This window comes from Aeromonas sobria (assembly GCF_050266975.1).
Taxonomy (GTDB): domain Bacteria; phylum Pseudomonadota; class Gammaproteobacteria; order Enterobacterales; family Aeromonadaceae; genus Aeromonas; species Aeromonas sobria_B.
On record NZ_JBKISU010000003.1, the window covers coordinates 69,567 to 84,400 of the forward strand.

Consider the following 14,834-nt stretch of genomic DNA (forward strand, 5'->3'; position numbering starts at 1 on the left):
AATAGCCGTTAATCAGCCACTTACTAACAGTCCAATCAACGAATATGCCTCGTTTTCTCCTCCTCACCCTGCTGCTCAGCCCGCTCGCTCACGCCGCGTCCGCCCCTCCCCGGGAAGATCAGTGCCGTCAGGCCTTCTTGCAATGGATGCTGGATCAGCAGCAGGTGTTCAGCGATCGCAAGGCGAGCAAGCAGGATCGCCGCCAGGCGGAGCGCGCCATCGATCTGGTGCGGGCCGAGTATGAGAAGGAGGAGAGCTTCTGCCAGAGCATGGCCCTGGCCCAGCAGAAGCTGGGGGCCGATCCCCGCTTCAAGCCAAGGCGCGGCGAGATCCACGACTTCACGCCGGATCAGGGCTAAGCCGCCCCCTGCGGCCCGGGCAGCCTGGCCTCCATCACCGGCCATAAAGAGTCCGGCAATAAAAAGCCCCGCACGAGGCGGGGCGTTTCATCGACACAGGGTCATAGACCCCAAATCCGATACCGGCCGGGCTCAGACCACGGCTTCGCCGCTATGCTCGGGCACCTTGGCCATGGCGTCCAGCACCACCTGGATACCAGCCCCCGGCTTGCAGGCGTTCTCGCTCAGGTGACGACGCCAGGCGCGGGCCCCCGGCATGTTCTGGAACAGCCCCAGCATGTGGCGGGTCACGTGGGAGAGATAGTTGCCCTTGGCCAGCTCCTGCTCCAGGTAGGGCAGCATCATGCGCACCACCTCGTGACGGCTCGGCACCGCACCCTGCTGGCCGAACACCCGGTTGTCCACCTCTGCCAGGAGATAGGGATTCTGGTAGGCTTCGCGCCCCATCATCACACCATCCACATGTTGCAGATGCTCCAGCGTCTGCTCCAGGCTGGTGACACCGCCGTTGAGGGCGATGGTCAGCTCGGGGTAATCCTGCTTGACCCGGTAGACCCGCGGGTAGTCCAGCGGCGGGATCTCGCGGTTCTCCCGGGGGCTCAGGCCGCTGAGCCAGGCCTTGCGGGCATGGACGATGAAGGTGTCGCAACCGGCGTCGCGCACCTGCTCGATGAAGGCCTGCAAGAATTCGTAAGAGTCTTGATCGTCGATGCCGATCCGGGTCTTGACGGTCACCGGAATGGCCACCACGTCGCGCATCGCCTTGATGCAGTCGGCCACCAGGGCGGGCTCCCCCATCAGGCAGGCGCCGAAACGGCCGTTCTGCACCCGATCCGACGGGCAGCCCACGTTGAGGTTGATCTCGTCATAGCCCCGCTCCTCGGCCAGCCTGGCGCAGCGGGCCAGGTCCACCGGGTTGCTGCCCCCCAGTTGCAGGGCGATGGGGTGCTCCTGATCGCTGTAGCCCAGATAATCCCCCTTGCCGTGGATGATGGCGCCCGTGGTGACCATCTCGGTATAGAGCAGGGTCTGGCGGGTCATCAAACGGTGAAAGTAACGGCAATGCCGATCGGTCCAGTCCAGCATGGGGGCGATGGAGAAGCGCTGCGCCTGCATAAAGATCATCCGGGTGGCTATGGGAGGGGGCGGATATTAGCACAAGGGACGCCGCGCCCAGAAAATGAATTTTGACGCCGCGCCAAGAGAGGCCCTATGTTAGTATCCGCAGACGATACAGGCCATTTGCGTGATCATGAATCAAGACCAACTGCTACAAGCCGCCGAGCGCCTCTGCCAACAGCGCGGCATTCGCTTCACCCCGACCCGGCGCCAGGTTTTTCGCCTGCTGGCTGCCCATGGCAATGCCATCAGCGCCTACGATCTGCTGGCCCAGTTGCAGAAGACAGAGGCCAGCGCCAAGCCGCCGACCGTCTATCGCGCCCTCGACTTTCTGCTCGAGCAGGGGTTTGCCCACAAGGTGGAGTCCCTCAACGCCTTCATCTTCTGCTGTCACTTCGACCATGCTCATCCCATGCAGCTGCTGATCTGCGATCGCTGCGGCGACGTGGTCGAGCTCCATGACGACGCCATCGACCACGCATTCTCCGAGCAGGCCCGTCTGCATGGCTTTACCATTACCAACAAGACCATAGAGGCTCATGGACAGTGCGTCCGCTGCGCGCCTCCCGTAGGAAGTCAACATGAAGGCTGATTTTGTCAATCCGTTCCTGCTCTCCCTGCTCAACGTGCTGTCCACCATGGCCCAGCTCGAGCTGACCCCGGGCAAGCCCAAGCGCAAGCTCGACGAGCTGGCCCGTGGCGATGTCTCCGGCCTCATCGGCATGGTCGGCCCCCAGACCCGGGGTTCTCTCTCCATCAGCTTCGAGAAGGGGCTGGCGCTGGAGATCATGCGCCGCATGCTGGGGGAGGCGCCGGCCACCATCAACGAGGAGGTCACCGACATGGTGGGGGAGATCACCAACATGGTCACCGGCGGCGCCAAGCGCATGCTGGGGGAGAAGGGCTATGAGTTCGACATGGCGACCCCCGTCATCGTCTCGGGTCCCAATCACACCATCACCCACAAGGCGGATGGCAGCAAGATCATGATGCCATTCGACTCTGAGTATGGCCGCGCCACCATCGAAATCTGCTTCGAGTAACCACCATGTGGCGCCTGCTGAAGTGGTGTCTCGTCGGGCTTGTCCTGCTGCTGATCGGCTCCGACATAGAGCTGAGCACCTCCCTCTATCGCTACCAGGACAACAGGGTGGAGATCGCCTTCCCCCGCTGGGAGAGCCAGCATCCCTGGGCCACCTTCTCCTGGCATGCCGGCGAGAGCCGGTTCCACTGGTACGGTCTGGCGGGCAAGCCCACCGCCGAGCCGCTCTGAGCGCGCACGGTTGAGTGAGAGAGGCCGGCCCATGCCGGCCTCTCTCATCTCCAAAGCCCTCCTTCTTGCCCCTCCCCCGTCACCCCCCAGATGGGGATGGGCGATCCAAAGGGTTTGACAGCGGATTGTTCGTTATATAGAACGTTCAATATATGGAACGTTCTATATAACGAACAGGAACCTGTCATGGATAAACCCCTTCTCGATACCCTGGGACGCCACCTTCAGGCGTTGCGGCTGGCCCGGGGCCTGTCCCTCTCCCAACTGGCCCAGGATGCCGGCATCGCCAAGTCGAATCTGTCACGCCTGGAGCAGGGGTGCGGCAACCCCACCCTGGATACCGTCTGGCGCATCGCCATTCAGCTCAATGTGCCGTTCGGCAACCTGGTGGCCCCCATCTGCGCCCCCGTCTTCGACGACGGCATGCAGGTCAGGCTGATCGATCAGGGCACGGATGACCCCCATGTGGATGTCTACTGGATGTCCTGCGCGCCCCACGCACAGCGACGGGCCGAGCCTCACTCACCAGGATCGTCCGAATCTATTACTATCATCAGCGGCCAGCTTGAGGTGGGCACGGAAGGGCACACCAGGCGGCTGAATCCGGGGGAGAGCCACACCTTCCCCGCCGATCAGCCCCATCTCTATCGCGCCGGGGAGACCTGGGTCACCCTGCTGGTCACCATCGTCTACGCAAGCAAGGGGAACGCCAAATGACCCAGGAAATCAAGATTCGCGGCAAGCATCCCTTCGTCATGGGGCTGCTCGAGGCGGTGCCCCTGCTGGGAGGCTATATCCCGGTCGCCGTCTCCTTCGGACTGATCGCCATCCAGGCCGGCTTCAGCCCATGGGAAGCCGTGATCGTCTCCACCCTCATCTATGCCGGGGCATCGCAGTTCCTGTTCGTGGCCATGGTGGCCTCGGGGGCGCCGCTCTGGCTGGTGGTGGTCATGACCCTGCTGATCAATGCCCGTCACGTTGTGTATGGGCCGAATCTGGCCCCCTACCTGCCCCGCAACCGGTGGTGGCCATGGCTGATGCACGGCCTCACGGATCAGATCTTCGCCCTGGCCCACACTCGCCTGCCGCAGCTGGCACCGGCAGAGCGCCTGGGCTGGTTCACCGGGGCCATGCTGCTCGCCTGGGCCAGCTGGATTGGGGGCACGGCCCTCGGCGCCATCGCGGGGGGTGAGCTGACGGCGCGCTGGCCCCTGCTCGGCGAGGTGATGCCCTTCGCACTGCCGGCCTTGTTCCTGGTGCTGCTGGCACCACGCTTTACCTCACGCCAGTGGTCCCTGACCCTGGGCAGCGCCATCCTGGGGGCCATGCTGCTCAAGATGATGGGCTTTGCCAACGCGGCCATTCCCCTGGCGGCCATCTGCGGCGCCATCCTCTTCTACCTGATGGAAGCCAACTCGAAGACGGGAGAAACACAACATGGATAGCACCCTCTGGATCGCCATGCTCGCCGCGGCGGCGGGCACCTTTTTGCTGCGGATGCTGCCCCTGCTCTGGATGCAGCGGCACCTGGATCGCCGCGACAGTCAGAAGACGGTGGAGCAGATGCCAGTCTGGCTCAGGGTGCTGGGCCCGGCCATGATAGCGGCCATGTTCGGCGTCTCCGTGGTGCCGGCCACCCTCACCCCCACCTCCTGGCTGGCGACCCTGCTCGGCGGGGCGCTGACCCTGGCCGTCTGGTATCGCACCCGCTCCCTGGGCTGGCCCGTGTTTGCCGGCGTCGCCATGTTTGGCGTCGTCAAGATACTGGCCACCTTCTCTCAATAGAGGAAAAGGGAGACGGGTTCGTTGGCCTGAGTCCCAATAAAAAGAGCCAGCAGTGACTGCTGGCTCTTTCAAACGGGGAAGCGGGTCGGGATCAGGCGGTCGCGTCGCTCACCGGTTTCTCGTTGCCACGCACCATGACGCCCAGGCCACAGGCGGCCAGGGTCGGCAGCAACCAGGCCAGTCCCTTGTCAAACAACGGCAGGAAGGCGAAGGCATCCATCTTCATGCCGGCGGCACCCAGACCATCCAGGCAGCCGAACAGGAAGGCCACGGCCAGCACCAGACGGAACGTCAGGCGGGGGTGACCGAAGTAACCCTTCAGGAAGGTCACCAACACCAGGGCGACCGCAACCGGGTAGATGGCGACCAGCACAGGGATGGAGAGACTGATCAGCTGGCTCAGGCCCACGTTGGCCACCAGGGCGCAGGCGGCCCCCAGGATCACCACCAGCTTGCGATACGCCATGCCGGTGAGGTTGTGGAAGAAGTCGGCACAGGCGGAGATCAGACCCACGGCGGTGGTGAAGCAGGCCAGGGTGATGATGCCGGCCAGGATGAACTGACCCGGCTGACCGAACAGACTCAGCACATAGGCGCTGACGATGGCGCCGCCGTTGCTGGTATCGGTCGCCACGCCGGCGGCAGAGTTGCCCAGCTGGAACAGGGAGATGTAGACCACGGCCAGGCCGATGGCGGAGATGACGCCCGCGATGGCCAGATACTTGAACTGGCTCTGGTAGTCATTGATGCCCTTCTTGCGCAGGATATCGACGATCAGGGCGCCAAACATCAGGGACGCCAGGGTATCCATGGTGTTGTATCCCTCGAGGATCCCCTTGATGAAGGCATCATTCTGGTAGTCGGCCACCGCGGCAGGCATGGTGCCCTGGGGCGCCACGAATACCCCGACCGCCAGCACGATCAGCAACAGCATCAGCATGGGCGTGAGGAATTTGCCGATGGCATCCATCAGGCGACCCTGATTGAGGGAGACCAGGATGGCAGCACCGAAGAAGACCAGGGTGTAGACCAGCAGGCCCTGGGCGCCCATCTCGCCCAGGAAGGGCTTGAGGCCCATCTCGTAGGCCACCAGGCCGGTACGGGGGGCGGCGAAGGCCGGGCCTATGATGATGTAGATGGCGACTGCCAGCGCACTGGCGATGCCGGCGGGCAGCAGCTTGGTCATGCCGGCCCAGCCGTTACCCGCCTTGGCGACGGCCAGTATGGTGATGAGCGGCAGACCCACGGCGGTGACCAGGAAGCCCAACATGGCCAGGGTCATGTTCTCGCCAGCGAGGAAACCCGCCAGGGGCGGGAAGATGATGTTGCCTGCGCCCAGATAGAAGGCGAAGGTCATAAAGCCCAATCCGAGCACATCAGATAATGTCAGTGATTTCGTCAAGTTCAACCTCGTCTGTCTTGTAAACTATTGCTTGTTATAGTTTTTTATTGGTCATCGCCCCGGAAATTCGCCGGGTAAAAAAAAGGAGCCCCGCGCATTTTTTCATCGCAACCAGTGGTTTTGGCTGGTCTTGAGCGGGTGCTCATTTAAGTGTCAGCATAATGATGTGAAAAAATAGTTCAAGACGAAATTTACATCTTCAAATAGAAGGGGGCGGTCAGTTGGATATATCTGTTGGAATAGCCACCATCAGCAGAATGGATCACAATTTCACCCCGCTCACACCTGTTTAATTCTCTGCCTAGCAGCAGTAAAACACGATTTGCCGCTTTTCCGGATTTGGTGATAACAGCTGTATAACAAAGTTCGTGCAGATCATAGTGTGGCAAACTGGATATTATTTCATCAGCCAGCGCCGTCGGCAGCACAAGGGCGACCCGCCCCCGGGGAGCGAGCAGGCGATCACAGGCATCTAGCAAGTCCCGGCTGTCCAGGGAGCCCCGGTGGCGTGCCCTGGCCCTGGCGGGATCCTCGAACCCTTGCCCGGCGCCGAAATAGGGCGGATTGGAGACGATGAGGTCATAGGGCGGCGCCTCATGCTGCTGGATGGCTCCCCCCCTCATCTGCACCCGACTCGCCCAGGGCGACGCCGCCACGTTTTCCCGCGCCTGGGCCAGCGCCGCCGCCTCCAGTTCGACCCCGGTGATCTGGCAGTCCGAACCGCTGCGTTGCGCCAGCATCAGGGCGATGAGGCCGCTGCCACTGCCGATGTCCAGCACCCGCCTGGCCCCCTCGACGGGCGCCCAGGCTCCGAGCAGTATGCCATCCGTGCCCACCTTCATGGCACAGCGGTCATGGTCGATATGAAACTGCTTGAAGGTAAAACCGCGACTTGGGCTCATCTGCTTCCCACTCTGACGAAAAAGGGTCGGCGATTATAGCCAGTTCCCGCCGCCAGCCATAGGAGACGACGGCATAATCGCCTATAATCTGCCGTTTCCTTAATGACCGAGCATTGCCATGAGCCAATCCTTTGATGATTTCGACCTGAATCCAGCCCTCAACCGGGCCCTGGCCGAGATGGGGTTTACCCGTCCCACCACCATTCAACAGATGGTGCTGGAGCCCGCACTGGAGGGTCGTGACATCCTGGCTTCTGCGCCCACTGGCACCGGCAAGACGGCCGCCTTCCTGCTGCCGGCCATGCAGCATCTGCTGGATTTCCCGCGCCGCAAGCCGGGCCCCTGCCGCATGCTGATCCTCACCCCGACCCGCGAGCTGGCCCTGCAGATCACCGCCCATGCCAAGGCTCTGGCGGCACATACCCATCTGAGCATCGAGACCATCATCGGCGGCGTCAGCCACGAAGAGCAGCTGCCCGCGCTGACCAAGACCACGGACATAGTGGTCGCCACCCCGGGCCGCCTGCTGGAGTACATCGACAAGGAAGAGTTCGAGAGTCACGACATCGAGGTGCTGGTGCTGGATGAGGCGGATCGCATGCTGGACATGGGCTTTGTCAAGGATGTGAACCGCATCGTGGCCGAGGCCCGTTACCGCAAGCACACCATGCTGTTCTCCGCCACCTTGGAGGGGGCGGGCCTGGAGAAATTTGCCAACGAGATCCTCAACGAACCCGTCGAGCTGCATGCCGAGCCGCCCCGCAGCGAACGGCGCAAGATAACCCAGTGGATCCACCTGGCCGACGACGCCGCCCACAAGCTGGCGCTGCTGACCCATATCCTCAAGGATCCCGAGACCCAGAAGGCCATCGTCTTCGTCCGTACCCGCGAGCGGCTGGCGGAGCTCTCCGGCCAGTTGCAGGCGGCCGGCGTCTCCTGCGCCTGGATCCGTGGCGAGATGGAGCAGAGCAAGCGCATCGAGTCGATCCGCAAGTTCCACGAGGGTGAAGTGCCCTTCCTCATCGCCACCGACGTCGCCGCCCGCGGTATCGATCTGCCCAACGTCAGCCATGTCATCAACTACGACATGCCCTATGGCACCGATGTCTATGTGCATCGCATCGGCCGCACCGGCCGGGCCGGCAACCGTGGCTGCGCCATCAGCCTGGTGGAAGCCCACGACATGGCCATGGTGGCCAAGATTGAGCGCTACACCGAAGAGCGGCTCAAGCGCCGGGTCATCGACACCCTGCGCCCCAAGCACAAGGAAGCCCGGGTGCCGGTGAAGAAGAAAAAGCCGAAGGATGCCAAGAAGAAATCGGCGAAGAAGAAAAAGAAATAATCGCCCTTCGCTCGCTCATTCTGCCCATGCACGGCCATCTTCGGATGGCCGTTTTCGTATTCACGACCAGTGTTCGGCAAGAACGGTTGGGGCAATCGGCCACCAACGGCGGCGAACAGGCAAGAAAAAGCCGACGTATGAACGTCGGCGAATAAAAAGTGCTTACAACAGAGGATTCACATATTAAGACCCGGGGGTCCGTGATTGGTTCCCTGTTATTTCATTTAATTTTCCGACCGCTTGAACATCAGGGTACCGTCACCGGACTCCTCGGCCACGAACCGGTAGCCGCCGCTGTCGAAACCGGTCAGCTGCTCGACCCGGGTCAGGCGGTGCTTGATGATATAGCGGGCCATCATGCCCCTCGCCTTCTTGGCGTAGAAGCTGATGATCTTGAACTGGCCGTTCTTCTCGTCCTTGAAGACGGGGGTGACGATCCTGCCCTTGAGCACCTTGGGGCGCACCGACTTGAAATACTCGTCGGAAGCCAGGTTGATCAGCACCTCATCCCCCTGGGCAGCCAGGGCACGATTGAGCTGCTCCGTGATGATGTCGCCCCAGAACTGGTAGAGATCCTTGCCCCGCTCGTTGTCGAGGCGGATCCCCATCTCGAGGCGATAGGCCATCATCAGATCGAGGGGGCGCAGCACCCCGTAGAGCCCGGACAGCATGCGCAGATGCACCTGGGCGAAGTCGAAGTCCCCCTCCTCGAAATCCTCGGCCGCCAGTCCGGTGTAGACATCCCCCTTGAAGGCCAGGATCGCCTGGCGAGCGTTGGCCGGGGAGAAATCGGGCTGCCATTCGGCGAAGCGGGCGGCATTGAGGCCGGAGAGCTTGTCGCTGATCTTCATCAGGCTGGCGATCTGGGCCGGGCTCAATTGCCGCGCCCGTTCGATCAGGCGGGCGGAGTGATCCAGCAGTTCGGGTTGGGTGAAACGGGAGGTCGCCAGCGGCGACTCGAAATCCAGCGTCTTGGCCGGGGAAACCACAATCAGCATAACGATCCTTTCCAGAGGGAGGGGCCAGCGGCCCCTATTCATCCACAGTCACGCCCTCCAGCGTACCAGAATCCAGGGGGCCCTTGCCGGACAACTTTATCTGCAGGCGCAGATCGTTGGCCGAATCCGCATGGGCCAGCGCCTCGGCAAGGCCGATGCGCCCCGCCATGAACAGCCGGAACAAGCCCTGATCGAAGGTCTGCATCCCCAGCTCCGGCGACCGGGTCATCACCTCCTTGAGGCGGTGCATCTCCCCCTTGCGGAGGATGTCGCTGATGATGGGGGTATTGAGCATCACCTCGAACACGGCGCAGCGTCGCCCGCCATCGAGAGCCGGCACCAGTTGCTGGGCTATGATGCCCCTCAGGTTGCAGGAGAGATCGAACAGCAGCTGGCGGTGCTTCTCGGTCGGCACCAGATGCAGGATGCGGTCGATCGCCTGATTGGCGTTGTTGGCATGGAGGGTGGCGAGGCACAGGTGCCCCGTTTCGGCAAACTGCAGGGCGAAGGCCATGGTCTCTGCGCTGCGGATCTCGCCGATGAGGATCACATCCGGCGCCTGACGCAGCGAGCTCTTGAGGGCGACATCGAATGACGCCGTGTCTATCCCCACCTCCCGCTGGGTGATCAGGCTGCGACCGTGCTGGTGCACGAACTCCACCGGATCCTCCACCGTCAGTATGTGGCCTTCGCTGTGTTGGTTGCGATAGCCAATAATGGCGGCCTGGGTGGTGGTTTTCCCGGTGCCGGTCGCCCCGACGAACAGCACCAACCCCCGCTTGGCCATGCCTATCTCCTTGAGGATGTCGGGCAAGCCCAGCTCCTCGAAGGTGGGGATCCGGGTCTCGATCCGGCGCAGCACCATGCCGGGCAGCGCCTGTTGCCAGAAGGCGCTGACCCGAAACCGGCCAAGGCCCGGCTTGTGGATGGCGTAGTTCGCCTCCTGAGTCGCCATGAAACGCGCGAGATGCTCCGGGCTCAGGGTCTCCCGGATCAGGGCCAGGGTCTGCTCCTCATCGAGCGGAGCCCCATCGATGGGGAGCAGCCGGCCATCCACCTTGACCATGGGGCGACTGCCCACGGTGACGAACAGATCCGATCCTTGCCGTTCAACCAGCTGTGCCAACAGCGACTCGAGTGTCATACGCGCTCCTAGATAGAGTTGGGATCCACCGCCTTGGCCTTGGCATCCAGCGACGCCACCGTGCCGCGGCCCACCAGCTGTTTCAGGCTCTGATCCATGGTCTGCATGCCGTGCACCATCCCCGTCTGGATCACGGAGTAGAGCTGGGCCACCTTGTCTTCCCGGATGAGGTTGCGCACCGCCGGGATGCCCAGCATGATCTCGTGGGCCGCCACCCGGCCGCCACCGATCCGCTTGAGCAGGGTCTGGGAGATGACGGCCCGCAGGGACTCGGACAGCATGGAACGCACCATGTCCTTCTCCGCCCCGGGAAACACGTCGATGATCCGGTCGATGGTCTTGGCCGCCGACGAGGTGTGCAGGGTGCCGAACACCAGATGGCCGGTCTCCGCCGCCGTCATGGCGAGGCGTATGGTTTCCAGATCGCGCATCTCCCCCACCAGTATGATGTCCGGATCCTCCCGCAGCGCAGAACGCAGCGCGTTGGCGAAGCTTCTGGTGTCCCTGTGCACTTCCCGCTGGTTCACCAGGCAGCGCTTGTTTTCGTGCACGAATTCGATGGGGTCCTCAATGGTGAGGATGTGGTGATGGTAGTTTTCGTTGATGTAGTTGACCATGGCGGCCAGCGTGGTGGACTTGCCCGAGCCGGTCGGCCCGGTCACCAGCACCAGGCCGCGGGGATATTCGGCAATCTTCTGGAAGATAGCCGGAGCATCGAGGTCCTCCAGGGTCAGCACTGTGCTCGGAATGGTGCGAAAGACGGCCCCGGCCCCGCGAGATTGCTGGAAGGCATTGACCCGAAAGCGCGCCATGTTGGGCACCTCGAACGAGAAGTCGACCTCAAAATTCTCCTCCAGCTCCTTGCGTTGATGGTCGTTCATGATGTCATAGATGAGGGCATGGACTTCCCGCTGATCCAGCGCAGGCAAATTGATCTTGCGCACCTCGCCGTCAACCCGGATCATCGGTGGCACCCCGGCCGAGAGATGTAGATCCGAGGCGTTATGTTTTACACTAAAGGCCAATAACTCTGTGATATCCATAGACTTGTCATTCTCCCATCACAAGATTGTTAACGAAATATGAGCCAGATTCTGCAACAGCTGACAGGGGTCAGGGCACGCATTCAGCAGGCCGCCAGCGCGGCCGGGCGAGACCCGGCCCACATCCGCCTGCTCGCGGTCAGCAAGACCAAACCCGTCGAGGCCATCCGTGACGCCTACCAGGCCGGACAGCGCCGCTTCGGCGAATCCTATGCCCAGGAGGCCTGCGCCAAGATTGATGCCCTGCGCAGCCAGGGTGGCTTCGCCGATATCGAATGGCACTTCATCGGCCCCCTGCAGTCCAACAAGTCCAAGCTGGTGGCGGAGCGGTTCGATTGGGTGCAAAGCGTCGATCGAGACAAGCTTGTCGAGCGCCTCGCCCGGCAGCGGCCGGCGCAACTTGCGCCGCTAAATATCTGTCTGCAAATCAATATTAGTGGAGAGAGTAGCAAATCCGGCGCATCTGAATCAGAGATTTTCCGGCTGGCCCAGTTGGTCGCACAATCGGATCGCCTGCGATTGCGCGGTCTGATGGCCATCCCGCAGCACACCCAGGACCCGGACGTGCTGGGGCAACAGATGCGGAGCATGCAGGCTCTGTTCACCCGGCTTGCGCAACAATATCCCACGGTCGATACCCTCTCGATGGGCATGACGGAGGATCTGGAGGCCGCCATCTTGCATGGCAGTACCATGGTCCGAGTCGGCACCGCCATCTTCGGGGCCCGTGACTATTCATGAGGCCCGCAGGCCACACACAGGCGTCGCCGCGCCCCTGCGGGACGCAAGCGAACTCGACATACCCAGACATCATCAGCAGGAGAGCGTGATGCAACAGAGAAGTATTGCCTTCATCGGGGCGGGTAACATGAGCCGCAGCATCATAGCCGGCCTTCGCCAAGCGGGTTATCCGGCGGATCGGATCCTGGCCGCCAACCCCAGCCGCCCCAAGCTCGACGAGCTGGCGCAGCAATTTGGCATCGGCATCACCCAGGATAATGCGAAGGCCGCCAGGGCGAGCGACGTCATCGTGCTGGCCGTCAAGCCCCAGCTGATGGCCGCCATGCTGGCGCAGCTGGTGGCCGAGCTGGGTTCCCTTGAGGGCAAGCTGCTCATCTCCATCGCCGCCGGGATCCGGATCGAACGCCTGAGCGACATGGCCGGCGGCCACCCACGCATCATCCGCACCATGCCCAACACCCCTTCCCTGCTCGGCCTTGGCATGACGGGCCTCTATGCCCCCGCCGCCATCGATGCTGAGGACAGGCTGTACGCAGAGCAGCTGATGCAGTCCGTCGGCAAGACCCTCTGGGTCGAGCAGGAGTCCGGCATCAATGGCGTCATCGCGGCCGCCGGCAGCGCCCCTGCCTACTTCTTCCTGTTCATGCAGGCCATCGCCGAACAGGCCGAGGCCATGGGCTTCAGCCCGCAGCAGGCCAGGTTGCTGGTGCAGCAGACCGCGCTGGGCGCCGCCGCCATGGTCGAGCGCAATCCCCAGCTGTCGCTGCAGGCCCTGCGCGAACAGGTGACCAGCAAGGGAGGCACCACAGCCGAGGCCGTGCGCACCTTCCAGGAGCAGGGGCTGATGCCGCTCACCGCCCACGCCATGCAGGCGGCCGTCGCTCGCGCCGCCGAGATGGAAACCCTCTTCTAAATCAGGAGTTCAGATGAACACTGCTTACTTTTTGATTAATACCGTCTTCGATCTCTACCTCATGGTGGTGCTGCTGCGCGTCTGGTTGCAGTGGGCCCGCGCCGATTTCTACAACCCCATGAGTCAGATGGTGGTCAAGCTGACCAATCCGCTGGTGGTGCCCCTGCGCCGGATCATTCCGGGTCTGGGGGGACTGGATCTCGCCTCCGTGGTGCTGGCGCTGCTGATCGCCTTCGCCAAGCTGGCCCTGCTCAAGACCATGAACGTCATGGTCGCCGACTGGCTGACCCTGAGCCTGTTCGCCCTGCTGACCGTGCTGAAGAAGGCTGGCTCCATGATCTTCTGGATCCTGCTGATCCGCGCCATCCTGAGCTGGGTGAGCCAGGGCCGCAACCCCATCGAATACGTGATGCACCAGCTCACCGAACCCTTCCTCGCCCCCATCCGCCGCATACTGCCGGCACTGGGCGGCCTGGATCTGTCCGTGCTGGTCGCCTTTATCGGCCTGCAGGCCATAAACTATCTATTGGGTGATCTGTTTGGTCAGCTGTGGTGGATGATCTGATGGCGGCCGTCGCCTGGCAGAGTGATGTCCTGGTGCTGCACCTGGTCATCCAGCCCAAGGCGAGCCGGGATCAGATTGTCGGCCTGCATGGTGAGGAGCTGAAGGTCGCCATCACGGCGCCGCCGGTGGATGGGCAGGCCAATGCCCACCTCATCAAGTTTCTGGCCAAACAGTTCCGGGTCGCCAAGGGGCAGGTTCGCCTGCTGCGCGGCGAGCTCGGTCGCCACAAGACGGTGGCGATCGAGACGCCCAGACAGGTCCCGGCTGAAATAGCCGCCCTGCTTGCCACGACCCCAAGCTAATTCGATGAGAAGGATGACGCGATGAAAACAGCATGGGTTTTCCTGCTGGCCCTGTTGATGACGCTGCCGCTGCGGGCGGAGCAGTCTCAGACCCTGGGCCCCTGGCAGGTGCACTATAACGCCTTCAACTCCAGCTTCCTGACCCCTGAGGTCGCCAAGGCCTACGGGCTGGAGCGCAGCCGTTACAACGGCATCCTCAACATTGCGGTGCAGGACAAGAGCGGCAAGGCACTGGCGGTGGGCATGACGGGGCAGGCGAAGAACCTGACCGGCACCCTGCGCACCCTCAACTTCCAGCAAGTCAAGGAGGGGGAGTCCATCTACTATCTGGCGGTGCTGCCCTATCGCAACGAGGACACCTATCAGTTCACCATCAACATCATGGCGGATGGCCGGCAGGAGACCCTCAAGTTTCAGCAGACCTTCTACGTGGATTGATCCTCGGGACTCCCATCAAAAAAGGGGCATCATCTGATGCCCCTTTTTCTATCATGGCGGCGCCATCATGGTTCGGGATCGACAAACTGCAGCTCGGGGGCATGGGAGGTGAGCACATCGGCGCAATAATCCCAGGTCGAGATGCGGTAGTGCTGGATGTCGTCATCCAGATGCAGGCCATCGGATTCCTGATGAAACCAGCTGGCGAAGCGGGATGGGGTGATGAGCTGGATCTGCTCCTCGATGGCATGGCTGTCCTTCCCCTCCGCCAGATCGCAATCCTCCATCACCCGCACCGCCAGGATATGGCGAAAGTGCACGCGACACAGGATCTGGGGGGGCAAGTCTATGCTGCGGGCACGCCCGAGCACCACGGTCAGGGCATCGCTCCATACGTCCTGGTGCAGCTCGGCCACCACCAGGCCAGGGGGAAGTTGACGGGACGGAGCCCAGGGGACGGCAACCTGCCGAATGGCGTTTTTCTGTTCCATCGTCTACCTCCACTACA

The 14,834-nt window shown here is 62.5% G+C and carries 20 protein-coding genes; 13 read left to right on the forward strand and 7 right to left on the reverse strand.

Annotated features, from left to right (window positions below):
• Window positions 1-44 precede the first annotated feature (44 nt).
• Complete coding sequence (locus ACLHZ1_RS02510; RefSeq protein WP_427260843.1) at window positions 45-359, forward strand: hypothetical protein; 315 nt, start codon at window positions 45-47, stop codon at window positions 357-359.
• Between the two features lie 132 nt (window positions 360-491).
• Here ACLHZ1_RS02510 and dusA read toward each other — a convergent pair whose 3' ends face one another.
• The gene (dusA, locus tag ACLHZ1_RS02515) at window positions 492-1,475 is read right to left on the reverse strand and encodes a tRNA dihydrouridine(20/20a) synthase DusA (protein ID WP_427260844.1); all 984 of its coding nucleotides are present in this window, start codon (window positions 1,473-1,475) and stop codon (window positions 492-494) included.
• A gap of 136 nt (window positions 1,476-1,611) precedes the next feature.
• Between dusA and zur the strand changes: the two genes are divergently transcribed.
• From zur to ACLHZ1_RS02545, 6 genes are all read left to right on the forward strand, one after another.
• Entirely contained in the window at window positions 1,612-2,070 is a 459-nt protein-coding gene (zur, locus tag ACLHZ1_RS02520; protein ID WP_042002307.1) for a zinc uptake transcriptional repressor Zur, read from the forward strand.
• Window positions 2,060-2,521 carry a chemotaxis protein CheX gene (locus tag ACLHZ1_RS02525; protein WP_408794185.1) on the forward strand — a complete coding sequence of 154 codons (462 nt, stop codon included), beginning with the start codon at window positions 2,060-2,062 and terminating at the stop codon, window positions 2,519-2,521. The genes zur and ACLHZ1_RS02525 overlap by 11 nt, the downstream gene beginning before the upstream one ends.
• A 5-nt stretch (window positions 2,522-2,526) precedes the next feature.
• Complete coding sequence (locus ACLHZ1_RS02530; protein ID WP_408794184.1) at window positions 2,527-2,751, forward strand: hypothetical protein; 225 nt, start codon at window positions 2,527-2,529, stop codon at window positions 2,749-2,751.
• Window positions 2,752-2,937: 186 nt separating this feature from the next.
• On the forward strand, window positions 2,938-3,468 hold the full coding sequence (locus ACLHZ1_RS02535; protein WP_427260845.1) for a helix-turn-helix domain-containing protein: 531 nt from the start codon (window positions 2,938-2,940) through the stop codon (window positions 3,466-3,468).
• Window positions 3,465-4,196: an AzlC family ABC transporter permease gene (locus ACLHZ1_RS02540; RefSeq protein ID WP_427260846.1), complete on the forward strand. Its 732-nt coding sequence runs from the start codon at window positions 3,465-3,467 to the stop codon at window positions 4,194-4,196. Before ACLHZ1_RS02535 ends, ACLHZ1_RS02540 begins: the two co-directional genes overlap by 4 nt.
• Window positions 4,189-4,536 carry an AzlD domain-containing protein gene (locus ACLHZ1_RS02545; RefSeq protein WP_427260847.1) on the forward strand — a complete coding sequence of 116 codons (348 nt, stop codon included), beginning with the start codon at window positions 4,189-4,191 and terminating at the stop codon, window positions 4,534-4,536. The genes ACLHZ1_RS02540 and ACLHZ1_RS02545 overlap by 8 nt, the downstream gene beginning before the upstream one ends.
• A 91-nt stretch (window positions 4,537-4,627) precedes the next feature.
• On the opposite strand, the gene brnQ is transcribed toward ACLHZ1_RS02545, so the two are convergent.
• Window positions 4,628-5,938, reverse strand: coding sequence for a branched-chain amino acid transport system II carrier protein (gene brnQ, locus ACLHZ1_RS02550; RefSeq protein ID WP_427260848.1), 1,311 nt, complete (start codon window positions 5,936-5,938; stop codon window positions 4,628-4,630).
• Window positions 5,939-6,129: 191 nt separating this feature from the next.
• A complete protein-coding gene (locus tag ACLHZ1_RS02555) occupies window positions 6,130-6,840 on the reverse strand; it encodes a tRNA1(Val) (adenine(37)-N6)-methyltransferase (RefSeq protein ID WP_427260849.1) in 711 nt (236 codons plus the stop codon).
• A gap of 118 nt (window positions 6,841-6,958) precedes the next feature.
• On the opposite strand from ACLHZ1_RS02555, the gene srmB reads away from it, so the two are divergent.
• Complete coding sequence (gene srmB / locus ACLHZ1_RS02560; RefSeq protein ID WP_408794169.1) at window positions 6,959-8,182, forward strand: ATP-dependent RNA helicase SrmB; 1,224 nt, start codon at window positions 6,959-6,961, stop codon at window positions 8,180-8,182.
• Between the two features lie 224 nt (window positions 8,183-8,406).
• Here the strand turns inward: srmB and yaaA are convergent, their stop codons facing one another.
• Genes yaaA through tapT form a run of 3 tightly spaced genes read right to left on the reverse strand, consistent with a single transcriptional unit; the run spans window position 8,407 to window position 11,367 of the window.
• Entirely contained in the window at window positions 8,407-9,180 is a 774-nt protein-coding gene (gene yaaA, locus ACLHZ1_RS02565) for a peroxide stress protein YaaA (RefSeq protein WP_427260850.1), read from the reverse strand.
• A 34-nt stretch (window positions 9,181-9,214) separates the two neighbouring features.
• Window positions 9,215-10,324: a PilT/PilU family type 4a pilus ATPase gene (locus ACLHZ1_RS02570; RefSeq protein ID WP_427260851.1), complete on the reverse strand. Its 1,110-nt coding sequence runs from the start codon at window positions 10,322-10,324 to the stop codon at window positions 9,215-9,217.
• A gap of 8 nt (window positions 10,325-10,332) precedes the next feature.
• On the reverse strand, window positions 10,333-11,367 hold the full coding sequence (gene tapT / locus ACLHZ1_RS02575) for a type IVa pilus ATPase TapT (RefSeq protein WP_427260852.1): 1,035 nt from the start codon (window positions 11,365-11,367) through the stop codon (window positions 10,333-10,335).
• A 39-nt stretch (window positions 11,368-11,406) separates the two neighbouring features.
• Between tapT and ACLHZ1_RS02580 the strand changes: the two genes are divergently transcribed.
• From ACLHZ1_RS02580 to ACLHZ1_RS02600, 5 genes are all read left to right on the forward strand, one after another.
• Entirely contained in the window at window positions 11,407-12,108 is a 702-nt protein-coding gene (locus ACLHZ1_RS02580) for a YggS family pyridoxal phosphate-dependent enzyme (RefSeq protein ID WP_427260853.1), read from the forward strand.
• Between the two features lie 88 nt (window positions 12,109-12,196).
• On the forward strand, window positions 12,197-13,021 hold the full coding sequence (gene proC / locus ACLHZ1_RS02585; protein ID WP_427260854.1) for a pyrroline-5-carboxylate reductase: 825 nt from the start codon (window positions 12,197-12,199) through the stop codon (window positions 13,019-13,021).
• Between the two features lie 13 nt (window positions 13,022-13,034).
• Window positions 13,035-13,586 (forward strand): YggT family protein, encoded by a 552-nt coding sequence (locus ACLHZ1_RS02590; protein WP_427260855.1) that lies wholly within the window; start codon window positions 13,035-13,037, stop codon window positions 13,584-13,586.
• On the forward strand, window positions 13,586-13,888 hold the full coding sequence (yggU, locus tag ACLHZ1_RS02595; protein ID WP_427260856.1) for a DUF167 family protein YggU: 303 nt from the start codon (window positions 13,586-13,588) through the stop codon (window positions 13,886-13,888). The genes ACLHZ1_RS02590 and yggU overlap by 1 nt, the downstream gene beginning before the upstream one ends.
• Window positions 13,889-13,909: 21 nt before the next feature.
• Window positions 13,910-14,326 (forward strand): DUF4426 domain-containing protein, encoded by a 417-nt coding sequence (locus tag ACLHZ1_RS02600; RefSeq protein WP_427260857.1) that lies wholly within the window; start codon window positions 13,910-13,912, stop codon window positions 14,324-14,326.
• A 65-nt stretch (window positions 14,327-14,391) separates the two neighbouring features.
• Here the strand turns inward: ACLHZ1_RS02600 and ACLHZ1_RS02605 are convergent, their stop codons facing one another.
• The gene (locus tag ACLHZ1_RS02605; protein ID WP_042002116.1) at window positions 14,392-14,817 is read right to left on the reverse strand and encodes a hypothetical protein; all 426 of its coding nucleotides are present in this window, start codon (window positions 14,815-14,817) and stop codon (window positions 14,392-14,394) included.
• Between the last annotated feature and the right edge of the window lie 17 nt (window positions 14,818-14,834).